Genomic DNA, 25,530 nt, shown 5'->3' on the forward strand with positions numbered 1-25,530 from the left:
CTCTATTCTTCTCTTAAGAAAAACTCTATCTATCAGTAGATCTCATGCCCCTGTAAATACTGTTAAGAAACGCAAAGACCAAGTTCCGTCTTCTGGGGCTAGGCAGTCTGTTCAAGATTTTCTCTACTTATGCACCAACTTCAACCCGCTCAGGTACAGCAGCACCTAGACCGTTGGATCAAGGACTTCCTCAGTGTCCCCCAATCTGAATTTTCCAATCTGCCTCCCTGTCCTTACTGTCGTCAGGCCTGGTTGGATCGCCGAGTTACGGTTCACTGTTGTCACTCTCTGGTGGAAACCTGCCAAACCCTCCTGACAATGCCCCATGTTTGGGATGAGTCCTGGGAAGTGGCAATCGTAGCCACCCATCCTGCCCTGGTGGACGGTCATGAATTGATTGCCCAGGTGCAGCAGTTGAATGCAGAGTTCGCTCAGCATAATCTGGTGGCACTGGTCGATCATCCAGGCAATCCAGAAACAACCCTCAGCCATATCAATACCAGTAATGGTCAGTATTTGCTAGTCCTGGTTCAACCGTTACAGTCCCTCCAGGCTGCCAGTGCCCAGCTCCAAAAAACGGGATACTATCACCATTGGTCTGCCCAGGATTTGAACAATATTGTGGATTGGCGATCGCAACTGGAAGCTGAGGCGAATCTATAGCGATTCCCAGATGAGTCAGCCACCGTAGGGGCAGTTCGCGAACTGCCCTTACAAATGTTGTGTGGTCTACGCAAGTGCAAACCGCTATCAGTTCATAGATGAAGCTCGTAGGATTAGGCCCATAGGATTAAGCCCGATAGCTCAATGCCTGATGCAGAAGATAGCAGGAGCCTGGTTCAGGATTCTGAGGTGCGATCGGGGGCTTTGCGAACAAATTGCTTCAAAATTTCAGTCGGTTTGCGATCCCAAATGTCCTGGTGCTCATAGATTTTGCGATCGGCGTTGAGCCTGTAGGTTGATGTACCGTTAAACAACACTTGGGCTTTCCAGGGAACGCGCAATGTCCCTCGTACCGTCCAGTTAGCCAAAATCACATCTTCCGAGGACTGGGTAATGTCGTGAAGGTCAAAAAAGATTTGGGTGAAGAAAAGGCGGGCGTGGAAGCGCAATGTCCAAAAGATGATGCGGTAGTTCAGTTTTCCCTTGAAAGTGTTGACCGGATCGTGAAAGTAAATATCCTGGGAATAAATATCGTAGGAAATATCGCGCTGAAATAGATGGGGTAGATCCGCCTTCAGCGTTTGGAGGATAGATTGAATGCGATTGTCGTCCGTCATTGCAAAACCAGTCATTTCAGAAATCAGTCCCTCCAGATATCGCCTCATCTGTCTATCAATCATAAAACTCCAGGGAAGATCCAGGTTTCCCTGAACTCCCCTGGAGTAGCCTCAATTAATGATGAAGTTGGCTCACTCTCCAAGAGCTAGCCGAATCCTAAACCAACAACACTATACAGCCGCGAAGTAGTCCTTAGACTTCACTGGATCAGGGTTCATCGTCTTCTGACCCGGCTGCCAGTTTGCTGGGCAGACTTCGTCAGGGTGAGACTGAACGTACTGAATCGCTTGCAGCGTCCGCAGGGTTTCCTCTACACTGCGACCAAACGCCAGGTTGTTGATCGTTGCGTGCTGGATAATGCCATCTTTATCAATGATGAACAATCCGCGTAGCGCAACGCCTGCTTCCGGATCGAGCACATTGTAAGCGGTGCTGATCTCTTTCTTGATATCCGACACCAGAGGATAGCTCAGATCACCGACACCGCCAGACTTACGATCGGTCTGAATCCAGGCGAGGTGAGAGAATTCGCTATCTACAGACACCCCTAAGACTTCGGTATTGAGGGCTTTGAACTCTTCGAAGCGATCGCTGAATGCTGTAATTTCAGTCGGGCAAACGAAGGTGAAGTCTAATGGGTAGAAAAACAGAACGACATATTTGCCACGATAGTCGGATAATTTGATCGTTTTGAATTCCTGATCGTACACAGCGGTTGCTGTGAAGTCGGGCGCGGATTGACCCACTCTGATACAACCTTCGGCATGCTCTGTCATGAATTATGCTCCTTCAATAGCAACTTGCGATGACCTTAAAGTATTGTTTGAGGACACTCTGGCTTGCAAACCAGAGGCTCATTGACTCGCAATTTACGAACTGTTACGACTATATCATAGTCATAACGATTTTGAGTAGAAGGTGAGGGAATTGGGAGTGGGGAGTGGGAGTGGGGAGTGGGGAGTGGGTTGGGTACCGCCTATCCAGGGGGGATGCGACAAAATAACATACCCGTTAGGGGCGCACAGCAGTACGCCCTTACAGCCGATTTTTTCAAAAATTGGGATGCCATTTAATTGCAGATCCCCCGGTTGAGAGCAGGGTTTTGCCAAGGGCTGGGTTGAGTGCGCGATCGCCTGGATGCTTATTTCTTTTAGAGGTATTTTCATTTCAAAGGTATTTTTCATTAAAGTTTGGTTTGAGGAGTTTGTCGAATCGGTGCAGTAGTGGCTCATGGATGAATTAGATAGTCGGGAATGGTTACTGACGAATGGATTGGGGAGCTTTGCCAGTGGTACGGTCTGTGATGCCCATACGCGCACTTATCACGGTTGGCTGATTGCAGCATTGGAACCGCCTGGACAGCGAACGTTGTTACTGTCTCGGATTGATGCCAGTCTGGAGATTGGCGGTCAGGTGTTTGATCTGGGCACCAACTTTTGGACGAGTGGGGCGATCGCACCGATGGGCTACAAGCTGTTGCAGAAATTTCAGGTTGACCCGGTTCCGACATGGATCTGGGGATGGAATAACTGGCAACTGCGGCGGCGGTTAGTGATGCCCTATGGCTTATCTACTCCTAATCTGTCTGGTGATGTGTGGTTTCAGAATTCGGTTTTAATCGACTATCACTATGAAGGGATAGAATCCGCTACGTTGAGTTTGCGTCCGTTAGTGGGCGATCGCATTTTTCACTATCAGCAACACGCCGACTCCGACCTGGAGTTTGTTCAACTGGTCGAAGCCCAGAGCATTCTGCTGCAAGCGAGAAGTCCGGCCTGGGTGGGGACATCCTGGCAGTTGAGTTGGAGCCAGGGACGCTATCAGCCAGATGGAATGTGGTATTGGGGCTATCGTTATCCAGAAGAAACTGCTCGTGGCTTATCCGATCGAGAAGATCTCTACACTCCCGGTGCTTTGACGGTGACCCTAAATCCAGGCGACACGATCACCCTGGAAGCCAGAGTCCGTTCTGCTGATGGGTGCGATTTTCCCCTGGATGCGCAAACGGTCGATCGTGCCATTGCGGAGGAACACCAGCGATTAAGGACGGTTTTTGCAGGGCTGGGGATTGAGGCACAGGGGACAGGGAGTGAGGATGCAGATTCAGGGTCCCAGGATTCAGTTCTTTCCCCCTCTTCTTCCCCCCTCCCCTGGCCTTCTCTCTCCTCAAATCCGGCGATCAATTTATTGTCTATCGCGCTTCAACCAATGGGCCGTCTGTGATTGCAGGGTATCCCTGGTTTAACGATTGGGGACGGGATACCTTGATTGCTTTGCCAGGATTGGCCTTAACTCCTAAACGCTACGACCTGGCGAAAGGATTACTGAAAACCTTTGGGCAGTACTGTCAGCAGGGGTTGATTCCGAATGCATTTCCTGATGCTGGCACGCAACCCTTCTACAACAGTATTGATGCAGCCTTATGGTGGATTGAAACCTTGGGGCTTTACCTGGAAGCGACGCAGGATTGGGACTTTTTGGTGGAGCAGTACCCGATCGTTGGTCGAATCTATAAGGGACTGATGGCGGGAACCTGGTACAACATTCGCGTTGATGCCGTTGATGGACTGGTGACCTGGGATGCGCCCAATGTTGCCCTGACCTGGATGGATGCGGTGGTGAAGCAGGAACCCGTAACCCCTCGTCGCGGTAAGGCAGTAGAAATCAATGCCCTATGGTATTCGGCTCTGTGTTGGGCAGAGAAGTGGGCGATTCACCTTCAGCAACAGCCAGATGTGGACACTACAGCCTTTACCAATCAAGCTCGTCGCTACCGAACCCAGATTGAACAGGTGAAAGTCTCGCTGCAAAAATTCTGGAATCCGGCGCAGTCCTATCTATATGACGCGATCGCCCCAGATGATTACCCGGATGGCAGCATTCGCCCCAATGCGGTGATTGCCCTCTCCCTCTATCACTGCGGTTTTTCAGATCAGATGGGTCAACCGGCTTTACAGGTTGCCCACGATCGGCTGTTGACTCCCTACGGATTGCGTTCTCTGGATCCGGCTGATCCCAAATATGTGGGGCAATATGTCGGGGGAATTTGGCAGCGCGATCGAGCCTACCACCAGGGAAGTGTCTGGAGCTGGCTCCTCGGCCCGTTCATTCGAGCCTGGCAACGGTTTTATCCCCATCAGCCTGTGCCCTACGACTGGCAGCCCTTGATCGAACATTTTGAGCAGCAAGCCTGCTTTCATTCCATGTCTGAAATTTTTGATGGCGATCCACCTCATTTACCCAGAGGCGCGATCGCCCAGGCCTGGTCAGTGGCGGAGATGATTCGGCACTGGCGGTAATACCAGAACAAGCTAGGAGAAAATCGCGTTGGGTTCTGGTTCAAAAATGTAGTCGTAATCGAAGCTGAGGGAATTAGGGTGCCGAATAATGGTGAAGCCGAAATTTGCGGTGGCTTCAGTGGTGAAGGTCGCCATTACCAGTTCAACCAGCTTCTTGACTGAAATGTCGGGGGTTTGCACAAAGTAGTTGCGCTTGGCAAAAAACACGCCTTCATCTCTGGGCACAATAATGCCATTGATGCGATGCGCATGCTGAATCGGCTTAATGTAGGTATTAATAAACTCTTCCTGATTACGCTGGATTCGGTACAGTTTTTCGTGCTGAAACCAGCTCATTTGAAACATCATTTTCAGCAGTTCAAACCCCAGAATATAGCTAAATACGTTGTTGCGTTCCTCTGTACTAAACACAAGCTTTAAGGCAGATTGCAAGTACAAGTCTGGTTGGCGACGGGTATCCTGGGCAGAGTGGGTATAAAACTGACGAATGTAGTCTCGCAGGACGGACTCAGTTAGTTCAGTTTCAATGTGAAAATCCTTGAGATATTGCTTGACGCGCAGCTTTGTTTCTTGATCCTCCAGCTTTCGCGTCACAAGACCATCGGCAGTATAATCGTCCAGGAATTCAGCCTGGACTTCGGCAGGAGCTGCACAGATGAGATGACAGAGGGACAGCATATAACGACGTTGCTGCCAGGATAGACTTTCTACCCAGGTGCGGGCTGAAGGGGGAAGCTTGCCCAGAATATTGTCTACACTGCCCATACTGACGGCCCATTCTTTACTGTTAGAGCGTTCACTTGTCATCAAATCGCTGGGAAAAGGTAGAGAGGCGGGAGAGAATTCCATAGGAGGGGAGATAGATGCAGAACAGCTACTAGCTACTGTTGGAGCAGAACAAGATCCTGCTAGATGCTCCAATATATTGAATTCTCAAGGACAATGCTTGACGGATTTTCAGTAAAATTGCGATGCAGGTTGGATGAAAAATTCCGTACTTCTACTTATGCATTTCGATCGTTCTACTGTTTACGCCAATTGAGCCAATGAATCGAGCTGGCAGGAGTTCTAAACTTTGGGTATATGCTGGAGGCGAGTCATCACCTGAAGCAACAGTTTACCTGGGTATACTTCAAGGGCTTGAAGCTGAAGGGAATTACCGCCAAGCTTAAGATTCCGCAGGTCGAGCAGTTCAACCACCTGATTAAATAACACCACCAGAAAATCCAGGGAAAATCCCTCTCCCTGAGCAGATACAAACTTCATGTCAATGCGATAACCGTCCTCACTGGCGGAGGGAATGGCAATCGCAGAAAGGCTTTTGCACTCACCGGAGTCCGGTAAAAAGATTTGGGTCTCTACTGCCATTTGCCCAGCCTCTTGCAAACGAACGATCGCCTGTTCCACATTGAAGGTGATGACCTGACCTTCGTGCTCAATCTGTAGTCCCTGAACTTTGCGGCGAATATATTCAGAAGCTAACGCTTGATTGAGGTCGGCTTCAGTGAGTGATAGCTTCACCTGAGCATTGAGCGGTTGAATCAGTTCCAGTTCGCCCGTTATGGCTTTTAGGGGATCGATCGTGACTGCGTCAGTACTAACATCGATCGCCTCAATTCGGATAGCCTGTTTGAAGGTCATCCCTTTACCGGAGATGTCTACAGAATCAAACTGGCCTTGAACTAACTTCGTCGGCTCAGTACGAATATCAACCTCAACCTGTTTCGCTTCATCTAACTGACTGGAAAGGGCCAATTCAAAGAGTTTATTGATCGCTTGCTCAGTTAAATCAGGTTCATCTGCCATAAATGATTGCTCCACTTTTGGGCTTACACTACTTTTGCTTGATCTCCAATTATCAATCACCAGATTACAAAGCCCCTAATTTCCCACTACTAAATTACCAAACTAAATTCTCAAATTATATTGGGATAAGCATTGCCTATTCCACTAGCATTGCTTATCCCAAAGGTGATTTTATATTGTTGTTAGATCCTGCTAAACAGATCAAACAGCAATTCAGGATTGTTAATTACATTTTTCCTTTCTGCATCACTTCCTGAAGATGACGACGCACTTCCTGAACCTGCTCTCTATCCTCCTGTTGAAGCTTTTTGAGCAGTTCAGCACAGGGCTGCGAGTTAGCATTCTGGGCATCCTGAATATAGCGATCGTACATTTGTACGGCTTCAGCTTTGTTTTGTAAAACCGTTAGAAGATCATATTCCAGATCACTAATTGCTTGTGAATTTGTTTGAGTTGTAGCCATAAAGTAGATCTCCACTCTTTATCTATTATTAATACAGAGTGACCGATCGAGCTGATTTAAGTCATCGTCCAAAGAGCATAAAGTTGAAATGTATTCTTAAAAACATTGATTTTGTTCATGATTTGCATTGGCAATTCTTATGTCTGGTTTCAGTTAATTTTTGCCTGTAAATTTCAATTTCAATTGAATCTAATGATGTTGATATAGATAGGTAAGCTGCTTTCGTTCTCTAGGAAGAGGTTTATTGTTTTTGGTTTTGATAGGGTTGGGAAAGTGTAGCTAAAGGGATATTCACACTCATGGAAAATAATCTTCAAGATGCCGTTGTGGCAGCTAAGGATAAAATGCCTGAGATCACCCCCGTCCCACCTGAATTTCATAGTCAGGCGACTGCTTACGAGCTTAAGTCGCGTCTAAATTGGGGAGAGCCAGGGCTGACCATTGTAGACATTCGGGATCACGATACGTTCAACGAATGTCGCATTATGGGAGCGATCACCTTACCTTTACCTGATGCGCTCGAAATGGCGAAGCAAGCCTTGCTGCCAGGGCGGGATATTTACGTTTACGGTAATTCCGATGAACTGGAGTTTAGACTAATTGGGAAAGAAAAGCAGCCAAACCCGACGGTTTGGCTGCTTAATGGTCATGTTGCATCAATAATGATTGACCATGACTAATTTTGACCGCTTGAGGGCGTTTCGACATAAATCCTACATGCTGATTGGCAACGGCAAGGATGCTCTCTTCGACCTGATGGATGCCGTGCTAGTGAGCCGCAGTGTGTACTCCTTTGCCGAACTGTCGGTTGCCCCTGTCTTTCGACGCCAATGGCCGAGTTTGTATGAAGCCCTACAGGATAGCAACCCGCCTCGACTGGAGTGGATGGGGTTGTACCTGGAGCAAATGCCCCAGGACGAACGGGTTGTCTTAGCGGGAGACCACACGGCATGGTCAAGGTTACAGGCACAAACCCTGCGAGAACGGACGTATGAACATCAAGCAACTCCGATGAGTGGAGCCAAACCGGTGACGTTGGGACAAGGATATAGTACGATTGCGTGGATTCCAGAGGAGCAGGGCAGTTGGGCATTACCGTTGCTGCATGAACGCATCACTAGCGCAGAGAGCCCCATTAGCAAGGCAATAGTGCAATTGCGTCAGGTGTGTGAGCAGTTCCAGGTTCGTCCCTTATCTTTGTGGGATGCCGAATATGGCTGTGCCCCATTCCTCAATGGTACGGCGGATATTGCTTGTGACAAGTTGATTCGGTTGCGTTCCAATCGAGTACTGTATGGACCACCGCCTGTTTATAGCGGAACGGGTCGTCCTCGGCAGTATGGGGAGAAGTTCAAACTTAACGATGCCACCACCTGGTGGTCATCTGATGCCGAACTCCAGGTAGAAGAGTCCCGGTGGGGACGATTACACGTGCGGATGTGGTCATCAATGCGACTGCGACGCGTTGCCAACCAGACGATCTGGTTAATTCAACTGCAACGCCTCCATGACTCTGCCCTCCACCCCGCCAAACCTTTGTGGCTAATTTGGGTGGGACAAGCACCACCCGACTTAGAGACGGTGTGGCAACAGTATTTCCGTCGCTTTGCCATTGACCACTGGTATCGCTTCGCTAAGCAACGATTGCACTGGACGTTACCCCAGTTGGCAACGCCCGAACAATCCGAACGCTGGAGCGATCTGATGCCCTTGCTCACCTGGCAGTTGTGGTTGGCTCGTTGCCACGTCCAGGACTCCCCCCTGCCCTGGCAAAAGTCATCTGCTAAGCTATCTCCGGGACGAACCGCAAATGCCTTTGCCTCTGTTTTAGCGTTGATTGGCACACCTGCCCCCCCGCCCAAACCACGCGGAAAGTCACCGGGGTGGACTCCAGGGCAACCCCGTTCCCGCCGTATTCGCTATCCAACGGTCAAAAAGCGCTTCACCAGACCCAAGAAGGTGGCGAACAAGACCGCTTAACCACTAAATTTTTCCCAATCTTCAGTCTCGCTCAATCCAGATAAGGGGGTTGGGCTATTTCTGCTGTGATTAGTCTAAACTCCAGGATGAAGAAACGGCTGCGGGTGCGAATCAGTTAAGAGAAGCTGGTTTTACTCGTATTGCTGAACTTAAGGGTGGCTTAAAAGATTGGCGAGAAATCGGTGGCCCAGTTGAAGGGGCTGCAACCAATACATTGCCCAGTGAAGGCGCAACAAATGTAGCCTCCCGATTAAAGGAATTTGCTCAAGTCAAAGCAAATGAAAAGAAAATGAAATAGGTTTTAAGTCTGGCTCTGATCTGTGCTTTGATCTGTCATAACTCTGATCTGAGCCATCAAACCAATATCAGTAGATCAAAAACCTTGTTTAGATTCCCCCTAGCTCTCCTTGAAAAAGGCTACGGTGTACACACAAGTCATCTGCTCTAGCCACGACTGGGTTTGATCCTCCCTAACCCTCCTTAAACAGGAGGGAACCGGATTAGAAGTCCCCCTTTTTAAGGGGGATTTAGGGGGATCTATCAGGGTTTGAGCCTCTCAGCCAAGATCTGTGTACACGGTAGCTTGAAAAGGGGGGAACCGTTCGCGGAGCATGTGCGTAGCACAAACCGAAGCGGGGTTGAAGTCCCCCTTTTTAAGGACGTTCGGCGATGACTTCGGCGTGAGCTCAGTCGAACGTTCAGTCGAGCCGGGGATTTAGGGGGATCAACCCCAGGATTCACTGTGAAATGAACCCATTTTAGATCTACTGAATATATCAATAGAGGTGGGGATGAGCGATCGTCCCCACCTTGAGTCAGTTTAGTATTCATTAGGATCCACTGGGTAGGAGCAAAGAACGCAGTCAAGGCCATGTCATGACCCCCTGATGGATAGTCAATCCTTCTGAAACCTTTGTAAATGCCAGGTTGGTTGGAGGAACTGATTGGCCCGTAAAAGGTAGGCCGGAGCAGGCTCCTGTCATCCCAATCTGGTTCAGGTCGCTGCCCCCAGACATGACTATGCGAAAGTCCTATCTCTGAGCTAACATAAAAGCTGAGATTTCATATTCGGTTTTAAGTTGTACCTGTACATCCTTGACAGTCAACTCTCCGATTATTCATTCTCTGTGCTGTTTTAATGGAGTAGTTATGTCAATCTATGTGGGAAATCTGTCCTATCAGGTAACTGAAACCGAGATTAATGAGGTTTTCTCAGAATACGGTGAAGTGAAGCGCATCCAGATTCCGACTGACCGAGAAACCGGGCGTATGCGTGGCTTCGCATTTGTAGAAATGGCTTCAGAATCGGAAGAGTTGGCAGCGATCGATGCTCTGGACGGTGCAGAATGGATGGGGCGAGATCTAAAGGTCAACAAGGCCAGACCCCGTGAAGAACGTCCTGCCAGAGGGGGCGGTGGAGGTTGGGATAACCGCAAACGGAATAATCGCCGCTACTAGCGAAATTCTCAGAAAGCTAAAATCTGAAAAGCTAAAAAGGCTTAAGACTTGGAGGGTTTGGGCGGGTTTGAAAACCAAGTTCGCTCTCCCTCTGCTGGCTCTCCCGCTTGTTGATAAAGGAAGTTCGTACAAAATTCTTTTGTCTTGCCTCTGAAACACCCACTGATGACGGTACAAAGTGTTGGAGAGCCATTTTTTACTGTTGACACCTAGGAGGTCTATAGGGATGGCTCAAGTAATTCTGGGCGAAAATGAAGGAATTGAGTCTGCATTGCGTCGCTTCAAGCGTCAAGTGTCCAAGGCAGACATTTTCGCAGATATGAAGAAAAATCGACATTTTGAAACGCCGCTACAGAAAGCCAAGCGTAAGGCGATCGCCCGACGTAAGAAGCGGCGGTTCCGTTCCAAAGCTTAATCACACCAGATCCTCCGCAGCCCTCACTCTGAATTCTGCCCTTTGAATCACTGCTCTTAAACCCTCAGATCTCCTAAACTAGAAACTGTCGTCTGAAGAGGGATCTAGATGGCTGAGCAAATGGACGCTCGCAAATTGATGCAATCTGCCTACGAAAATCGATATACCTGGGACAAAAATTTTCCTGGCTACACGGCAGATGTTACGTTAAAGCGTGGTGATGAAGCCTATACAGGCAAGGTACGCGTGGATTCAAACCTCAGTGTTGAGGTTGCGGATGTGGCTGACGAAACAGCCAAGGATGAAATCATTGGCCAACTGCGGGAGATCGCAATTCACCGGGTTCGGCGCACCTTTGAGGAAACCCACGGGAAAAATACTTTTCTCTGGGTGAAAAAGATGAAACTGGGGCGATCGAAATTATAGTTGGCGGTAAAGCGGAAGGCGATCGTTACAAAGTTCGCAATAACGAAGTCTGCATGGTACATCGCCATATTCACGGCATCGTCGTGACGATCAACACCTTCAGCAGCCATAACACGGGCGAAGGTTATCTGTCCCACCGCTATGATTCGGTTTATCACGACCCTAAAACAGGCGAGCAGAAGGCTCCTCAAACGGACTTTGAGGACAATTATGAAAAGGTTGGCAATTATTTCATCCTGACTCAGCGCATTATCGTCTCAGCCGAAGATGAAGATGCTCCGGTCACAGAATTTAGTTTCTCCAACGTGAAGTTATTGCAACCTGCGGTTGTTTAGGGAGTGCGACGGTTAATAATCTAAAACTCCTGCGGGGTGGGCATCTTGCCTGCCCTTTGCCGTCTTTCTGGAAGCCCGCTCCTGGGATCTAACTCCTGACGTTTAATGCCTGTCTCCCGATCGCTGAATCTTAGATTTCCGCAGGTGCACCCCGGATTGGTATCTGCATCGCAAGGATCTTTCGCGCTCTTTCCAGCAGGCAAAATGCCTACCCTGCGGTAATCAATTGGCATAAAATCAAATTGGCATTAGCGGAATGCTCCTGATCCTCATTCACTCCTAACAGCTTTGTCCCTGCAGGGCGAACTGTCGTTCAGTTGGCATCATTCTCAGTCCTCCTCTTGATTACAATGGAGAGTAGCAACGCTGGGATTATTGCAACCGATCGCAAGGTGAATTATGCAAACTATGGAATTAACCTCGGAAAACGTAGAAAGAGTCTTAGATGAACTGCGTCCCTATCTGATGTCGGATGGTGGCAACGTAGAATTGGTAGAACTGGATGGGCCGATCGTGCGACTGCGGCTCCAAGGGGCGTGTGGTTCCTGCCCCAGCTCAGCGATGACCCTGAAGATGGGAATTGAGCGCAAATTGCGGGAAACGATTCCTGAAATTGCTGAGGTCGAGCAAGTTCTATAGGGACTGCCTCAACCCATTTTGAAAATTTTTCTTGGGTTCAGGGATTGGTAATCTTCGCTGAAACCGATAGAGTTTAGAGCAGGGAAATGAAGTTGAGTTTTCCTGCTTTTTGCTCTTTGATATTCGGTTTCTCACGCCGCCATGACTCATCCTCTCTACGTTGCGTTCATCTGGCATCAGCATCAACCGCTCTATAAGAGCAATCTGGATGGTGAATATCGATTGCCCTGGGTGCGGTTGCATGGCACGAAGGATTATCTGGATCTGGTGCTAATGCTGGAACGGTTTCCCAAACTGCATCAGACGGTGAATTTGGTGCCTTCTCTGATCCTGCAAATCGAAGACTACATTGCGGGAACAGCGTTTGATCCCTATCTTGCCCTATTGCTGTCTCCTGTAGAAACGCTCCGCCCAGAGCAACAGCAGTTCATCATTGAGCATTTTTTTGATGCTCAGCACCATACGATGATTGATCCTCATCCACGCTATGGGGAACTGTATGGACAACGACAGGACAAGGGACGAGACTGGTGTTTGAATCACTGGACTGCCCAGGACTATAGCGATTTATTGGCGTGGCATAACCTGGCCTGGTTTGATCCCTTGTTTTGGGAGGATCTGGAGATTGCGAACTGGCTGGAGCGGGGAAAGGGCTATACCTTGAGCGATCGCCAGCGTATTTACTCTAAGCAACGAGAAATTCTGAGCCGGATTATTCCCCAGCACCGTCGGATGCAGGAAGCAGGACAGCTAGAAATTACCACTACACCCTATACCCATCCGATTCTGCCGTTATTAGCCGACACGAATGCAGGACGGGTTGCCCTGCCTGAGATGCCGCTGCCCAAATATCGCTTCCGCTGGGCAGAGGATATTCCGCGCCATTTGCGCCGAGCGAAGCAGATGTACCGCGATCGGTTTGGCTGTAACCCCCGAGGGCTATGGCCGTCGGAACAGTCGGTAAGCCCGGCCATTTTGCCCTACATTACGGAGCAGGGCTTCCAGTGGATTTGTGCTGATGAAGCCGTGCTGGGCTGGACGCTGCATCACTTTTTCCATCGGGATGGATCGGGAACGCTCACTGAACCGGAGTTGCTCTATCGTCCCTATCGGCTAGAAACTCCCCACGGCGATCTGGCGATCGTATTTCGGGATCATCGCCTATCAGATTTGATTGGTTTCACCTATGGCAACATGGAACCTCAGCGAGCCGCCATTGACTTAATTGGGCATTTGGAGGCGATCGGGCGCACGTTGAAATCCCATCAGCAGCAGGGGGGAACTGCCCTGGAACACCCCTGGCTGGTAACGATCGCCCTGGATGGGGAGAACTGCTGGGAGTTTTATCAGGAAGACGGCAAGCCCTTCCTGGAATCGCTATACCAGATTTTGAGTGAACATCCGGCGATCGAGCTGGTGACCGTATCGGAATTTCTCGATCGGTTTCCGCCTACGGTGCCATTGCCTGCCCATCAGCTTCATAGTGGATCCTGGGTGGATGGCAGCTTTAGCACCTGGATTGGCGACTCAGCGAAAAATCGCGCCTGGGATTTGCTGATCCAGGCCCGGCAAACTCTGGCAAATCAACCAGAAGCCACAGAAGAAAACAATCCGGAAGCCTGGGAAGCTCTCTATGCGGCTGAAGGATCTGATTGGTTTTGGTGGTTCGGTGAAGGGCATTCCTCCAATCAGGATGCCATGTTTGATCAACTGTTTCGGGAGCACCTGACGACGTTGTATCAAGCTTTGAATCAACCGGTGCCGGTCGAAGTGCGTCAACCTGTGGAACCCCATCTGCCGCGAGGGGATCACCGTCCCGATGGCTTTATTCACCCTGTCATTGATGGCATTGGCGATGAACAGGATTGGAACCGGGCAGGACGGATTGAAATTGGGGGAGCGCGGGGAACTATGCATCAGAGTACTCTGGTGCAGCGGCTGTGGTATGGAGTCGATCACCTGAATCTCTATCTCAGGGTAGATTTTAAAACGGGAGCCAAGCCTGGTGTTGAGTTACCCTCGGAAGCGCACCTGCTCTGGTTTTACCCCGATCGCCCCATGCCTGTGAGTCCTGCCCCGATTGCGGAATTGCCCGATCAGCCACCGCTCAATTATCTCTTCCGGCATCATTTAGGGATCAATCTACTGACCCAGACCACCTGGTTTCAGGAGGCGATCGGCTACTATCAGTGGCATTCCCGCGTCAGTCGCGCCCAGGCTGCCTTTGACACCTGCCTGGAAGTAGCCATTCCCTGGGCTGATTTGCCCGCCGTTGAGCCAGATTGGACACTTCGTCTGGTGGTTATCCTGGCGGACGAGGGCCGCTACTGTAGTTATTTACCAGAAAACAAATTTATTCCCGTAGATGTGCCATAGTAATCACGGGTGCATTGTATCGGCTGATCCAAAACTGCCTGTGAAACTTCAACAGAATTTTGGGATGCCAGACTCCCTACGGGATTTTCAGGTAGCATCTTAATGGGGTGCGGTTCGATCCAGGCTGCCTGATCTGCAACAGTCTGGGGATTCCGAGGTTCAAAAGTCTGTCATCTTGAAAGCAACCATCCTGAAAATCCACGATTTAAAAGCCTACATCTTGAAAGCCCACTGTTCATAAAGATCTGGTCATCTATACGGGGCATCTTTATAATCTAGTTGCTAACCCTACTCGTTGCTTTTGATCTGGATATCTTTAATGTCTAGATATCTTTAATACAGAGCATCAAAGCTGCTTCTGATACTGTTTGGGCTAATCTGAGGAATTTTTCCCAGATCTTTCGTCACCCTCCAGAAGCTTGCCCCAAGGCCAACAGGGCTTTGAATGCCAAAAGCTCGATCGAGTGTTGGGTGGGCATCCGGTAGGGGGCACTAGGTAAATGTTGGGCTGTGCCGTAATATTTATCAGGGCATCATTTTATTCGTGTGTTTATGAGAGTTAAGCGCTTTAAGAGAAGGAGCTAGACAGTGACGAAAGGCTCAGAGTTATCCCCTGGAACATTTGTCGATCGCCGCTATCAAGTAAAACGGATATTAGGGCGAGGCGGGTTTGGTAGAACCTACTTAGCCGCTGACGATCGGCGGTTTGGCGAACTCTGCGTGTTGAAAGAGTTTGTGCCCAGACACCAGGGAGACTCGGTAATTGCCCAAAAACTTCATGAACTCTTCCACCGCGAAGCCCAGATTTTACATCAGCTCAATCATCCGCAGATCCCCAAATTTTTTGCTGTCTTTGAAGAAAATCATCGCCTGTTCATTGCCCAGGAGTACATCGACGGCAAGACCTATTGGCGACTGCTTCAGGAACGGCAAAAGCGCGGCAGAGCCTTTAGCCAGCTAGAAGTGTTTCAGTGGTTGTGCCACTTGCTGCCGGTCTTGAGCTATCTGCATCACCAAAATATTGTTCACCGCGATATTTCACCGGATAACATCATGCTGCCCAGGGATGGGGGTCTGCCGGTACTGATTGATTTTGGAGTGGTCAAGCAGGCGGCTCCCCACTGGTACGAAATCAGCTCAATTAATCCAGATGGTTCGGTTGAAGCGTCGGTATCGGTTGGCAAACTGGGGTATGCCCCCTATGAGCAAATTCGGATTGGTCAATGCTCCCCCCGTAGCGATCTCTATGCTTTAGCAGTTACGGCTGCGGTATTGCTGACGGCTAAGTCGCCCAATCATTTGATTGATCCGAAGTCGCTGGAGTGGAAATGGCGATCGCTGGTCAGAGTCCAGCCAGAGTTTGCTCAAATTCTGGAAACGATGATGGCAGAGCGGCCCCAGGATCGCTATGCTTCAGCCGATCAGGTGCTTAATGATCTGGTAGCCATTCAAGATCTAATGCATGCAACCGCCGCCACAACAACGGTGATCCGGTCAGCGGGTCTCGATCAGGCTCCAGTTTCTCCCCATGCAGTGACGGCCATCTTTTCTCAAGGGAACAAGTCCGCTCCTCTGAGCCTGGATTCAACCCTGCTGGAAGCGACAAACCGTTCAACCCGTAGTTTGGAGCAGTCGGTGGCTGGACTGGCGGCTGGACTGGCGGCTGGACAATTGGCGGCGGCTGGACAAGGAGTCGCTAGAGGATCGGCGGCTGGGCAATTGGCGGTTCCATCTTCTAAATCACGATCGGCTACTACGGACTCTAAGAGGATGTCATCCAGGGGTCGTGCTTTCCACAGCGGTACTGCCTCCAACGATGATTTCCCTGCACGGGTTCGATCGAATGCCATCTCTCGTTCCCCCGGAGGAGCTGGCACAAAGGCTAACCGTCCCTCTTCTCCAGAACCAGCGGTTCCTCTGGCTGATCTGTCTACGCTTTATCCGATCACAGCACCGCAGCAAAGTACCTCCATCACGCGGTTGACGGTCTTAGTGGATAAATCCCCTAAACAGCGGAGGACGAAACAGCTAGCCCTGCTGAGTTTGCTGGGGGTGTTGTCCATGAGTGGATTGGCGGTTGGAGTACAATCTCCCCATATCGCTATGTTGTGTCGATCGCTGAATAACTGTGCCGATGGTCAGTGGGTCGAGCGAGAATATCAACAGGCGACCCATCAGGCAGAAACGGCAAAGTCTCTGTCGGACAATGCCAGCCAGATTGATGACCTGCAACAGGCCCGCGATCGCATTCGTCAGGCGATTAGCAAACTCCGGATTTTGCCCTCTTCTAGCGATTATGCTGATCCCGTTCAGCAGGTGCTTCCCAATTACGACGATCTTCTGGCCCAAATCGAATCGCGCTTAGAAAAAGAAGAGCGATCGGCCAAGCTGCTCAGTCGGGCTGAAGTGGAGGCTCGCATGGCCACAGAGCACACTCAGGCAGCCAGAACCCGGCAAGATTATGAAAATGCTCGATCGCTCTGGCGCAAGGCTTTAGCCACCATCGGGGCGATTTCCAGTACTTCCTTTGTGGCAGAGGAAGCAGCAACGCGATCGCAGGATTACACCGCTCAGTTGAATCAGGTTGAACAGCAGATTGCAGCCGCTCCTCCCGTTGCCTCCCCAAGTCCCACCGATACCCCCAGCTTGCGAATTACCCGTCGCTCATCAGGTAGCTCTTCGCCTGCGGACGTAGTGGTATCCAGTAGTGTGTCCCAAGGGTCAGCCTCTCCTGCGCCCCAGTCCACTGCTCCCACCCCTCAGTCTTCCTCAACGGCAAAACCTCCTCAGTCCACTCCATCAGCTAGTGGAGCAGCATCCCAACCCACCTCCCGCACCAGCCGCAGTATTCCATCCATCAGTCTGGCTCCCGGTGGCGATGCCCCCGCGCCAACCTCACCTTCTCCGGTGACAGCCGCGCCCCTGCCGGCTCCCCAGCCTGCGCCCGCTAGCCCATCTCCTTCAAACCGCCTGGCGTTGAGTCGAACCAGTAGCCCTGTGCCGCCCGGAAATGTGCCCCTCTCAGTGACGCAAACCCTCAATGAAGTGTCGGTGCGCCTGAGTGGGGCCCGAGTTAATCCGCGCGGTACCTTTGTCGCAACGATCCTGGTGGAAAACGATAGCGAGCGAACCTTTGGCTTTGTGCCGCTCTTTGCTGAGGTTCGGGATGCGGATGGGCAAACGGTAAGCTCCAGGGTGACGTTTAATGGATCCCCAGATGCCATGATTGCTCCAGGGGGACGACTGCAAGGTGAGGTATACTTGCTCGATCGCGTCTGGAAGGAAACCGGATCTCAAGATCTAACCCTTGTGATCCGCGAAGGCACAACAGGGAGCCGCCGATTTTACGTCTCGTTTTAGTCAAGGCAGCAGGATGCAGGCGGAGCGTAAACCTACAAACTGCCTGGCTCCTTCTTCCCCTTGAGGATTGTGAATTTAAACTGTGTGATTATTTTGCTTTGTTGACTGGGCGGGCAAGACTTCGGCTTGAGCTCAGTCGAAACGCTGCCCACCCCACAAGAATTCAGATTATTAAATTCGGATTTCTAACTAACTCTCTGACTCATCCAATAGTTGGTTCACCGTTTCGCGGGTGACGATTTTCTGGCTCACGCGATCGGTGTGGCTTCGCAGGATATTGACGGTTTGACTCAGCCAGTTGGGTTCCACCAGTACAATTAATGCAGAGTGATCAGGAGCCACGTCGTAATGTTGCTTCTCTAATAGCTTTTCAATCAGTTCAGTTGCGGGGCCGGGGAAGTCATGGCCCCGATCGCGCCGCCGCCCGCCGCGCCCAGAACTGCCGTAACGGGCCCTAAGATTGACCCCAATACTGCCCCCAGAGTTGCGCCAATCACGCTACTCATGATCGTGTCAGAATCAACTTCTGTGGCCTTGATTTCGGCAATACCATCCACCGTATTTTCCAGGACGGCAATACCGAGGACTTCTAAATCGCTATGTTTCAGCAGTTTCAGAGATGCTAATACTTCATTCGCTGTATTGGTTCCCTGAAAAACGGCGATCGCCATCCCGACCTCCCCAATTTCATGCTTGGGAAGCTGGTAAAGTCGAGTAATCGGTGCAGTCGGTAAGACTTCCACCGCTTGGGTATCTAACTTCAAATAAATTGTGTGTTGCTCCATCCGATCGATCGCAGCCACGGGTAAGGTCAGTTCAGCCCGATTCCAGAGTCGTCCCCGACGCACCACGATGTGAGTGACGCGATCGTCGGGATCAACAATCAATTTTTCAACGGCTCCTACTGTGCCATCCGTGGCTTCAACGGTGGCATCTCGATAGGGTTCAAATTGCTCCTTTGTGACCCATTCGGCGGCAAACTGAGATGTGTTGCTTGGATTCATAACGCTCCCGTGGCTGATGAATAGGTTTGCTCTGATGAATGCTTTAATGTGTCGCTCAGTACATCACCCTACTCTTCAGGGTGACAGCATTACACCGGAAGCTCATCTCTCAAAGGGTTGAATCAACCAGGGAGAATGGAGTGCATCTCTCTCAGGAGAGCTTGATTCTTATGCCTGGAGGAGAGTGCTGGGCCAGATCATCTCGTCGTGCGCGTTGCGGTGGGAGGGATTGAGGCAATTCTTTGGACTGGAAGTTCTAATCCGCCGGAGGCTGATCGATCCATGGATTGGAACTCAGGGGATTTGGCTCTGATGGCGGTATGGTGGGGGAGGCGAGATCGGATGCAGGGGAATCCAGGGTCGATCGCTCCGATGAAGGCATTAAGACACCGCGATCGGCTGCGGGTGCCAATTCTTCAGGTGAAGCCAGCTTTTTACCCTGCCATTGATCCAAAACATCTTTGACCCAGGCCTCATCAATCCAGGTTTTAGCAACGACGGTCAGGGGCAATGCCAGAACTAACCCCAGGGGGCCCAGTATCGTGGTAAAGAAAATTTGCGAAATCAGCGTCATGGCTGGCAGGATGGAAACCTGTTTTTGCATCACCATCGGGCTGAACCAGTAGCTCTCAACGTTTTGAATGACGACGTAGAGAATGATGACTGCAACCGCCTTCCCGAATGAATCTAACAACGCGACGGAGACAGGAAAGACCACACTCAGGAACGGCCCAATATTAGGAATGAAGTTAAAAATTCCGGCAATCAGCGCATGGGAAAAGACAAAGGGCACACCCAGAATCATCAAGCCGATCGCACTGGCAAAGGAAACGAAAATGGAATTAATAAAAACGCCTCTGAGCCAATTGATTAATGAGCTTTCACACTTTGAAAAGATGTAATCAGCACGACGACGATAAAAGGAAGGAAATAACAGAATTAATAAATTTCGATAGGGTATCGGATTGGCCGTCATCATCAGTGTCAGGACTAACACAAACACTGCTTGTAGAACGATCGCCAGGGAGCCTGAAAAGAAGATCAAGAAGTTGCCGAAGATTTGCCTGAATAAACTTAACCCCTGCTGAAGCAGCTCGGAGAAGGGCGGAAGTAGCTCAATGTTTAGCTCAGGAAACCAGGGCGGAGGCTGTAGGACAATTTGGTTTGCCCAGTTAATCAGTTGTTGTACGCCTTGAGGAACCAGAAGCAGCAACTGTTGAAACTGCCCGATGAATAGGGGCATGACGAATCCAACAAAGGCACTCATCCCCACAACGACCAGGGCTAATACCGTTGGAACGGCTAACCGTCTGGAGATGCCCAGTCGTCTTGAAACGTAACGCGCCAATCGGTTAAGGGCGATCGCCAGCACCGCAGCCGCAAACACGAGCATCAAAATTTCTCGAAATTGCCAGAGAATGACGATCGCCGCAATCAGACCAATGAGAATTGCCCATTCGCTGAGTTTCACAGTTGATATTTAGCCCTTTGGTTCATTTTGTCCTAGCCTTCAGCTTACCGCTTCGTCTCCTTCTAGATCATCCGCATCACCACCAGGTTTGTATACGGTCAGCACTGAACAGGGGGCATGATGCACGACGTAGTTACTGACGCTACCCATGAACATTTCCTTCAAACCCTTGTAGCCCCGTCGCCCCATCATAATTAAATCCGCCTCCCAGGTTGCAGCCAGGTCACAAATTGCCCGACCCGGATCGCCAAAGGACTGGGTAAACTCTGTGGCAATTCCCCGTGCCGTCAGGGTTTCTGTAAGCTGCTTCAGCATTTCCAGCCCCTGTTGTTCAAACTCTTGCCACCGTTCGGTATAGATGCCGATCGCCTCCATCTGGTTCATTCCTGCCATCATTCGACTCTGGGCCGGAACCACCAGATCTGGATAGCCGTCGGTAAAGCGAGTTAAAACGTGAAGCAGCATCAGTGTGGCCTGGGTGGCTTCTGCCAGGGTGACGGCTTCATCCAGGGCATAGGTGCTGGTCGCGGAGGTGTCAATTGCAACGATGATTTTTTTAAACATAGGACTTCCTCTATCGCCTCATTCTGTATCGCTCAATGTCACTCAATCATTCCCGTTCAGTCATTGGAGAAATCAGCCGATCGCTTGCCTGATCTTGCTTTCATCATATTTCGCCTGGTTTAAGTTTGGATTTAGAAGCGGCTATCCTGTTGCAAAAATTCAACTCGCGGTAGGAGTGGATCCTGAACAATGCCGACTCCCGCAAACCCCCAGCGTTTCAGAATGCTGCCCACTTGATCTCTCGGAATCGACTCCACTGCAAATCGGGGTGCAACATCGGAACCGTGAGTATTGAGATAACTTAAGGCATCAAAATGCTCTTTAAACAAAAGTAAAAATCCTGGATTGGCTTCTCCTTCCTGTGCATCAGCCACTCGCGGACGAGCGACCAGATATTGACCATCAGCTTTGGAGCGAATCAGGTAGAAGATTTCGGACATGGGAGGTGGGGAGTAGGGAGTAGGGAGTGGGGAGTAGGGAGTGGGGATTAAGGGATACATGGCAAACATACCCCGCAGGGGCGCACAGCAGTGCGCCCTTACAACAGATTCCTGCCAAGATTGTTCTGATAACAGACTAGCAGCTACAGCGATCGCCCCAGTTGAACCAAGCCAATTTGCTCAGTGTATCGGTTTTCGGCTATAACCCCTGAGTTTTCAAACCCACAGCTCATCCGCTGCCATTCTTAAAGGAGTGTGAGGAGTTGCGCTCTATCCCTGGAATCAGAGGGATGATAGAAAGAGTCGATCGCCCGCGAAACGCTAAATCATGACATTGAAATATGCTTACTTCCCAGGCTGTGTGGCGCAGGGAGCCTGCCGGGAACTGTATCAGTCCACTCGTGCATTGACGCAAGCTCTAGGGATTGAATTAATTGAGCTTAAAAAAGCATCCTGCTGTGGGTCTGGAACTTTTAAGGAAGATTCTCAACTCTTAGAAGATACGGTCAACGCTCGCAATATTGCATTGGCGGAGTCGCTGAATTTGCCCCTGTTGACCCATTGCAGTACCTGTCAGGGGGTAATCGGTCGGGTGGATGAGCGGCTGAAAAAAGCGGGTGAACAGCGACCGGAGTATGTGGATCAAGTTAATGGCTTGTTACAGAAAGAGGGTTGCTCTCCCTACAAAGGCAGCACGACTGTTTTGCACTTGCTGTGGGCCCTGGTGGGGGATGTGGGGCTGGAGAACCTTCAGGCTAAGGTGACGCGGAAATTATCGGGGCTGAAGTGTGCAGCGTTCTACGGCTGTTATTTGCTGCGAACCCAGGAGCATTTACCCTACGATGATCCCTACGATCCACAGTCAATGGAGAATGTATTCCGTGTGGTCGGAGCAACTCCCGTGATGTATCGGGGACGAACCCAATGCTGTGGCTGGCCCCTCTCCAGCTATGCAACAGATCAGTCGTTCCATATGGCAGGGGGGCACATTCAGGAGGCGATCGCCGCTGGAGCAGACTGCATGGTTACGCCGTGCCCCCTGTGCCATCTCAATCTGGACTCTCGCCAGCCGGAAGTGGAGCGGGTTATGGGTCAAAAATTGGGTCTGCCGGTGCTACACCTGCCCCAGTTAGTTGCGTTAGCTCTGGGAGTTCCTCCGAAAGAGCTGGGACTGGATCGACACATCGTTTCAACCCGTCCGGTACTGGAGAAGCTGGGACTATGAAAAGATCTCATTCAGCGGGATAGGATGATAGCAACATTTGCGGGGGAAAGCCGATGACCCAAGCCAAAGTGACGTTTGCCTCCTTTGAGGAGTATCTGGACTACAGCGATCGCACCCCGTTGGCAGGGCGGTATGAGTGGGTGCAGGGGGAGTTGGTCGCATTGCCACCAGAGTCAGAGTTCAATGATTGGCTGGCGAATTATTTGCAATTTCTCCTGGTGTCTGCCAGGGTTGTGCCGCTACGCCTGATCAAAATCCATACGCTAGAGTTGCAAGTGCCCGTTCTACAGCCCAATGATGCGGCTAATCGTTACCCCGATCTGGTGGTGCTGCGTCCGGAGCATCTGGAGTTGACCCAGCGACGATTAACTATCACCCTGGAGATGCCGCCTCCTCGCCTGGTGGTAGAAGTCGTGAGTCCAGGGAAACCCAACCGCGATCGAGATTATGTTGACAAACGGAATCAGTATGCGGCGATCGGGGTACCGGAGTATTGGTTGATGGATCCAGCAGCTCAAACAGTGATGGTGCTGTCGTTGGCTGGGGAGGGGTATCAAGAAGTTGGAGTATTCGGAACGCCGGAAAGGATTGATTCGATCGAATTTCCCGACCTGGAGTTGATGGTCGAGCAGATTTTTACTGCTGAAAATCAGCCAGAGCCTTACGATTCCTGACGCAGGAACAACTTTCCCATCCTCTAGCACGAATTTTGCTTGAAAAACGTATTGGAACCGATTGCAGCCCCGATCGCTCTTATGCTTTCCTAAAAAGATCGCTACATCACTCTGGCAAAGAGGTCAGGACAGCGTGATGTGCTGCTGAAATGAGTTGAGTTTGAGGAAAGAAGGAGCCTATGTGCGGCATTGGCGGCGTAATGCACCATGATCCGTCCCGTCCGATCGACCCTAATGTGCTGGTGGGGATGGCGGCGATTCAGAACCATCGTGGGCCCGACGGTTGCGGAGTCAAGATCATGGGCGATCGCGGGGTTGGGTTTACCCATGCTCGGTTAGCAATTATTGACCTGAACCCAGAGCGAGGACGGCAACCCTTTGTCTCAGCCAATGGTCAGTACATGGTGGCTCAAAATGGTGAGTTGTATGACTATAAGCGGATTCGAGCTGATCTGACTTCCAGGGGCTATCAATTCCGCACTAAAAGTGATACTGAATTGGTGATGCACTTAACCGATCGGTTTGGACTGGAGGCAGCCATGCCCCATCTGCGGGGAGAGTTTGCCCTGGCTCTCTACGAGCGATCGACGGATCGGTTGTTCCTGGTGCGCGATCGGTTTGGCATTAAGCCCCTGTACTGGACGATGACCCCAGACGGGCTGGTGTTTGGTTCAGAAATTAAGGTGCTGTTTGCCCATCCCTCGGTGCAGCGACGGATCTCATCGGAGGGGTTATTTCATCAACTGATGCAGCTCATGGTTCCAGGCACAACCGCCTTTGCCGGAATTCATGCCGTACTACCCGGACAAATGGTGATCGTCGATCGCCAGGAGGGTCGCTTGCGGGTGAGAACGCAGCAATACTGGGACTTGAACTTTCCGCGTCAGGGGGAACGGGGCGATCGGCAGACTGACGAAGCCTACATGGAAGCCCTGCGCCATCACTTCATTGAAGCCACGCAACTCCGCCTGGAAGCCGATGTGCCCGTCGCCTGCTATCTGTCAGGAGGGATCGATTCCTGCACCATCATGGGTGTAGCCGCTGCCTGTCAGCAGTCTCCGGTCAAGGCGTTCACCGTTGGATTTGATGATCAGGATTATGATGAAACGGCGATCTCGCGGGAAATGGCCGCCGCCGTGGGAGCCGATCAGGATATTGTCATGATCAAAGGGGGGCAGCTCTACGATCACTTTGCCCGCACCCTCTGGCATACGGAACGCAGCATTTACAACACCTTTACCATCGCCAAACTGCTGTTGAGTGAACACGTCCACCAGGCGGGCTATCGGGTGGTGATGACGGGGGAAGGCTCCGATGAACTGTTTGCTGGATACCCTCAACTGCGGCTGGATATGATCCTGCACGGCATGGAGGATGCTTCCCCAGGGGAACGGGCGGATCTGGAAGCCTGGCTGGCAGAAAGCAATCGCCTATTTAAGGGGAATTTGCTGGCAGAAAATCCCCTCAATGATCCCGCCCTAACCGATCGCGTTGGGTTTACGCCAAGCTGTCTGCAATCCTGGCTCTCGGCCGCCGATCTGGTTTCAGGACTGATTCACCCCGATCGCCATCCCGACCTTCAGGGCTATTCCCCCGGCACAGCGATCGCCCAAACCCTCGATCGTTCCCAACTGGAGGGACGGCATCCTTTGGATAAGGCTCAGTACGTCTGGATTAAGACCCAGTTTGAATCCCAGGTGTTGGGCTGGGCTGGCGATCGGGTGGATATGGCCAATTCAATGGAAGCCCGTCCGCCCTTTCTGGATCACCATCTAGTGGAATTTGCCGTCACCCTTCCGCCCAATATGCGACTGCGGGGCTACCAGGACAAGTACATCCTGCGGGAAACCATGCGCCCCCTCCTGCCCAAAGCCCTTTACGAACGCCAGAAGTTTGCCTTCATGGCTCCCCCCTCCCACACCGATCCAGTTAAGGAAAAGGCAATGCGGGGTCTGGCCGAAACCTATTTATCAAAGCAGGCGATCGAGGCTTCCGGGTTACTGGATTACGCCGGAGTCCAGCAGGTATTGCAACGGCATGGGAACCATCAAACGCCTGTGTCTGAACGAGTCCAACTGGATGCTGTGATCAATCACCTACTGAGTGTGCAAATGCTCCATGAACATTTCATTGCGAACGACGTTCCCCAATCTGCCCGGATGGTGGTGAAGAATTTGGGGTGGCAGGAGGTGCGGAAGCCGTTTGTGGGTGAGGACTGAGGACTGAGGACTGAGGACTGAGGACTGAGGAGTGAGGAGTGGGGAGTGAGGAGTGGGGAGTGAGGAGTGGGGAGTGGGGAGTGGGGAGTGGGGAG

General features: G+C 51.0%; 23 protein-coding genes and 1 pseudogene. 14 read left to right on the plus strand and 10 right to left on the minus strand.

Annotated features, from left to right (window positions below):
- Positions 1-129: 129 nt before the first annotated feature.
- On the plus strand, positions 130-663 hold the full coding sequence (locus tag ACM1PF_RS05200; protein WP_416672832.1) for a hypothetical protein: 534 nt from the start codon (positions 130-132) through the stop codon (positions 661-663).
- Positions 664-839: 176 nt separating this feature from the next.
- On the opposite strand, the gene ACM1PF_RS05205 is transcribed toward ACM1PF_RS05200, so the two are convergent.
- Together ACM1PF_RS05205 and ACM1PF_RS05210 are read right to left on the minus strand one after the other, a co-directional pair.
- Positions 840-1,295, minus strand: coding sequence for a DUF2358 domain-containing protein (locus ACM1PF_RS05205; protein WP_416672833.1), 456 nt, complete (start codon positions 1,293-1,295; stop codon positions 840-842).
- Between the two features lie 156 nt (positions 1,296-1,451).
- Complete coding sequence (locus ACM1PF_RS05210) at positions 1,452-2,057, minus strand: peroxiredoxin (RefSeq protein WP_416672836.1); 606 nt, start codon at positions 2,055-2,057, stop codon at positions 1,452-1,454.
- A 454-nt stretch (positions 2,058-2,511) separates the two neighbouring features.
- Here ACM1PF_RS05210 and ACM1PF_RS05215 point away from each other — a divergent pair, with 454 nt between their 5' ends.
- Entirely contained in the window at positions 2,512-3,504 is a 993-nt protein-coding gene (locus ACM1PF_RS05215; protein ID WP_416672837.1) for a glycogen debranching enzyme N-terminal domain-containing protein, read from the plus strand.
- On the plus strand, positions 3,501-4,580 hold the full coding sequence (locus ACM1PF_RS05220; protein WP_416672840.1) for an amylo-alpha-1,6-glucosidase: 1,080 nt from the start codon (positions 3,501-3,503) through the stop codon (positions 4,578-4,580). The genes ACM1PF_RS05215 and ACM1PF_RS05220 overlap by 4 nt, the downstream gene beginning before the upstream one ends.
- Positions 4,581-4,592: 12 nt before the next feature.
- Here ACM1PF_RS05220 and ACM1PF_RS05225 read toward each other — a convergent pair whose 3' ends face one another.
- From ACM1PF_RS05225 to ACM1PF_RS05235, 3 genes are all read right to left on the minus strand, one after another.
- Positions 4,593-5,345, minus strand: coding sequence for a cobyrinic acid a,c-diamide synthase (locus tag ACM1PF_RS05225; RefSeq protein ID WP_416676572.1), 753 nt, complete (start codon positions 5,343-5,345; stop codon positions 4,593-4,595).
- A gap of 303 nt (positions 5,346-5,648) precedes the next feature.
- The gene (locus ACM1PF_RS05230) at positions 5,649-6,386 is read right to left on the minus strand and encodes an LmeA family phospholipid-binding protein (protein WP_416672842.1); all 738 of its coding nucleotides are present in this window, start codon (positions 6,384-6,386) and stop codon (positions 5,649-5,651) included.
- 226 nt (positions 6,387-6,612) lie between these two features.
- A complete protein-coding gene (locus tag ACM1PF_RS05235) occupies positions 6,613-6,849 on the minus strand; it encodes a hypothetical protein (protein ID WP_416672844.1) in 237 nt (78 codons plus the stop codon).
- 299 nt (positions 6,850-7,148) lie between these two features.
- On the opposite strand from ACM1PF_RS05235, the gene ACM1PF_RS05240 reads away from it, so the two are divergent.
- The 8 genes and pseudogenes from ACM1PF_RS05240 to ACM1PF_RS05275 all read left to right on the plus strand — a co-directional run bounded on the left by ACM1PF_RS05240 (position 7,149) and on the right by ACM1PF_RS05275 (position 17,838).
- Positions 7,149-7,529: a rhodanese-like domain-containing protein gene (locus tag ACM1PF_RS05240; RefSeq protein WP_416672845.1), complete on the plus strand. Its 381-nt coding sequence runs from the start codon at positions 7,149-7,151 to the stop codon at positions 7,527-7,529.
- A complete protein-coding gene (locus ACM1PF_RS05245; protein ID WP_416666339.1) occupies positions 7,522-8,829 on the plus strand; it encodes an NF041680 family putative transposase in 1,308 nt (435 codons plus the stop codon). Before ACM1PF_RS05240 ends, ACM1PF_RS05245 begins: the two co-directional genes overlap by 8 nt.
- 1,149 nt (positions 8,830-9,978) lie before the next feature.
- The gene (locus ACM1PF_RS05250) at positions 9,979-10,287 is read left to right on the plus strand and encodes an RNA recognition motif domain-containing protein (protein ID WP_416672848.1); all 309 of its coding nucleotides are present in this window, start codon (positions 9,979-9,981) and stop codon (positions 10,285-10,287) included.
- A gap of 226 nt (positions 10,288-10,513) precedes the next feature.
- Complete coding sequence (rpsU, locus tag ACM1PF_RS05255) at positions 10,514-10,702, plus strand: 30S ribosomal protein S21 (RefSeq protein ID WP_416672850.1); 189 nt, start codon at positions 10,514-10,516, stop codon at positions 10,700-10,702.
- Between the two features lie 108 nt (positions 10,703-10,810).
- Positions 10,811-11,463, plus strand: a pseudogene (locus ACM1PF_RS05260) (DUF3386 domain-containing protein).
- A gap of 399 nt (positions 11,464-11,862) precedes the next feature.
- On the plus strand, positions 11,863-12,102 hold the full coding sequence (locus ACM1PF_RS05265) for a NifU family protein (protein ID WP_106175782.1): 240 nt from the start codon (positions 11,863-11,865) through the stop codon (positions 12,100-12,102).
- A gap of 141 nt (positions 12,103-12,243) precedes the next feature.
- Positions 12,244-14,478, plus strand: coding sequence for a glycoside hydrolase (locus ACM1PF_RS05270; RefSeq protein WP_416672853.1), 2,235 nt, complete (start codon positions 12,244-12,246; stop codon positions 14,476-14,478).
- A 588-nt stretch (positions 14,479-15,066) separates the two neighbouring features.
- The gene (locus ACM1PF_RS05275) at positions 15,067-17,838 is read left to right on the plus strand and encodes a protein kinase domain-containing protein (protein ID WP_416672855.1); all 2,772 of its coding nucleotides are present in this window, start codon (positions 15,067-15,069) and stop codon (positions 17,836-17,838) included.
- Between the two features lie 189 nt (positions 17,839-18,027).
- Here the strand turns inward: ACM1PF_RS05275 and ACM1PF_RS05280 are convergent, their stop codons facing one another.
- The 5 genes from ACM1PF_RS05280 to ACM1PF_RS05300 all read right to left on the minus strand — a co-directional run bounded on the left by ACM1PF_RS05280 (position 18,028) and on the right by ACM1PF_RS05300 (position 21,317).
- A complete protein-coding gene (locus ACM1PF_RS05280; RefSeq protein ID WP_416672858.1) occupies positions 18,028-18,180 on the minus strand; it encodes a hypothetical protein in 153 nt (50 codons plus the stop codon).
- Positions 18,181-18,212: 32 nt separating this feature from the next.
- Positions 18,213-18,842, minus strand: a complete 630-nt coding sequence (locus ACM1PF_RS05285; RefSeq protein ID WP_416672860.1) for a hypothetical protein — start codon at positions 18,840-18,842, stop codon at positions 18,213-18,215.
- A 256-nt stretch (positions 18,843-19,098) separates the two neighbouring features.
- Positions 19,099-20,313 carry an AI-2E family transporter gene (locus tag ACM1PF_RS05290; RefSeq protein WP_416672862.1) on the minus strand — a complete coding sequence of 405 codons (1,215 nt, stop codon included), beginning with the start codon at positions 20,311-20,313 and terminating at the stop codon, positions 19,099-19,101.
- A gap of 39 nt (positions 20,314-20,352) precedes the next feature.
- Positions 20,353-20,877 (minus strand): universal stress protein, encoded by a 525-nt coding sequence (locus ACM1PF_RS05295; protein WP_416672865.1) that lies wholly within the window; start codon positions 20,875-20,877, stop codon positions 20,353-20,355.
- A 131-nt stretch (positions 20,878-21,008) separates the two neighbouring features.
- Positions 21,009-21,317, minus strand: a complete 309-nt coding sequence (locus ACM1PF_RS05300) for a hypothetical protein (protein ID WP_416676573.1) — start codon at positions 21,315-21,317, stop codon at positions 21,009-21,011.
- A 328-nt stretch (positions 21,318-21,645) separates the two neighbouring features.
- On the opposite strand from ACM1PF_RS05300, the gene ACM1PF_RS05305 reads away from it, so the two are divergent.
- The 3 genes from ACM1PF_RS05305 (at position 21,646) to asnB (ending at position 25,435) form a co-directional block, all read left to right on the plus strand.
- Positions 21,646-22,542 carry a CoB--CoM heterodisulfide reductase iron-sulfur subunit B family protein gene (locus ACM1PF_RS05305; RefSeq protein ID WP_416672867.1) on the plus strand — a complete coding sequence of 299 codons (897 nt, stop codon included), beginning with the start codon at positions 21,646-21,648 and terminating at the stop codon, positions 22,540-22,542.
- 53 nt (positions 22,543-22,595) lie between these two features.
- Positions 22,596-23,216, plus strand: a complete 621-nt coding sequence (locus tag ACM1PF_RS05310) for a Uma2 family endonuclease (protein ID WP_416672869.1) — start codon at positions 22,596-22,598, stop codon at positions 23,214-23,216.
- 179 nt (positions 23,217-23,395) lie between these two features.
- Entirely contained in the window at positions 23,396-25,435 is a 2,040-nt protein-coding gene (asnB, locus tag ACM1PF_RS05315; protein ID WP_416672872.1) for an asparagine synthase (glutamine-hydrolyzing), read from the plus strand.
- Positions 25,436-25,530: the final 95 nt, after the last annotated feature.

Source organism: Egbenema bharatensis FJBBOT/2019, from assembly GCF_048077055.1.
Classification (GTDB): domain Bacteria; phylum Cyanobacteriota; class Cyanobacteriia; order Elainellales; family Elainellaceae; genus Egbenema; species Egbenema bharatensis.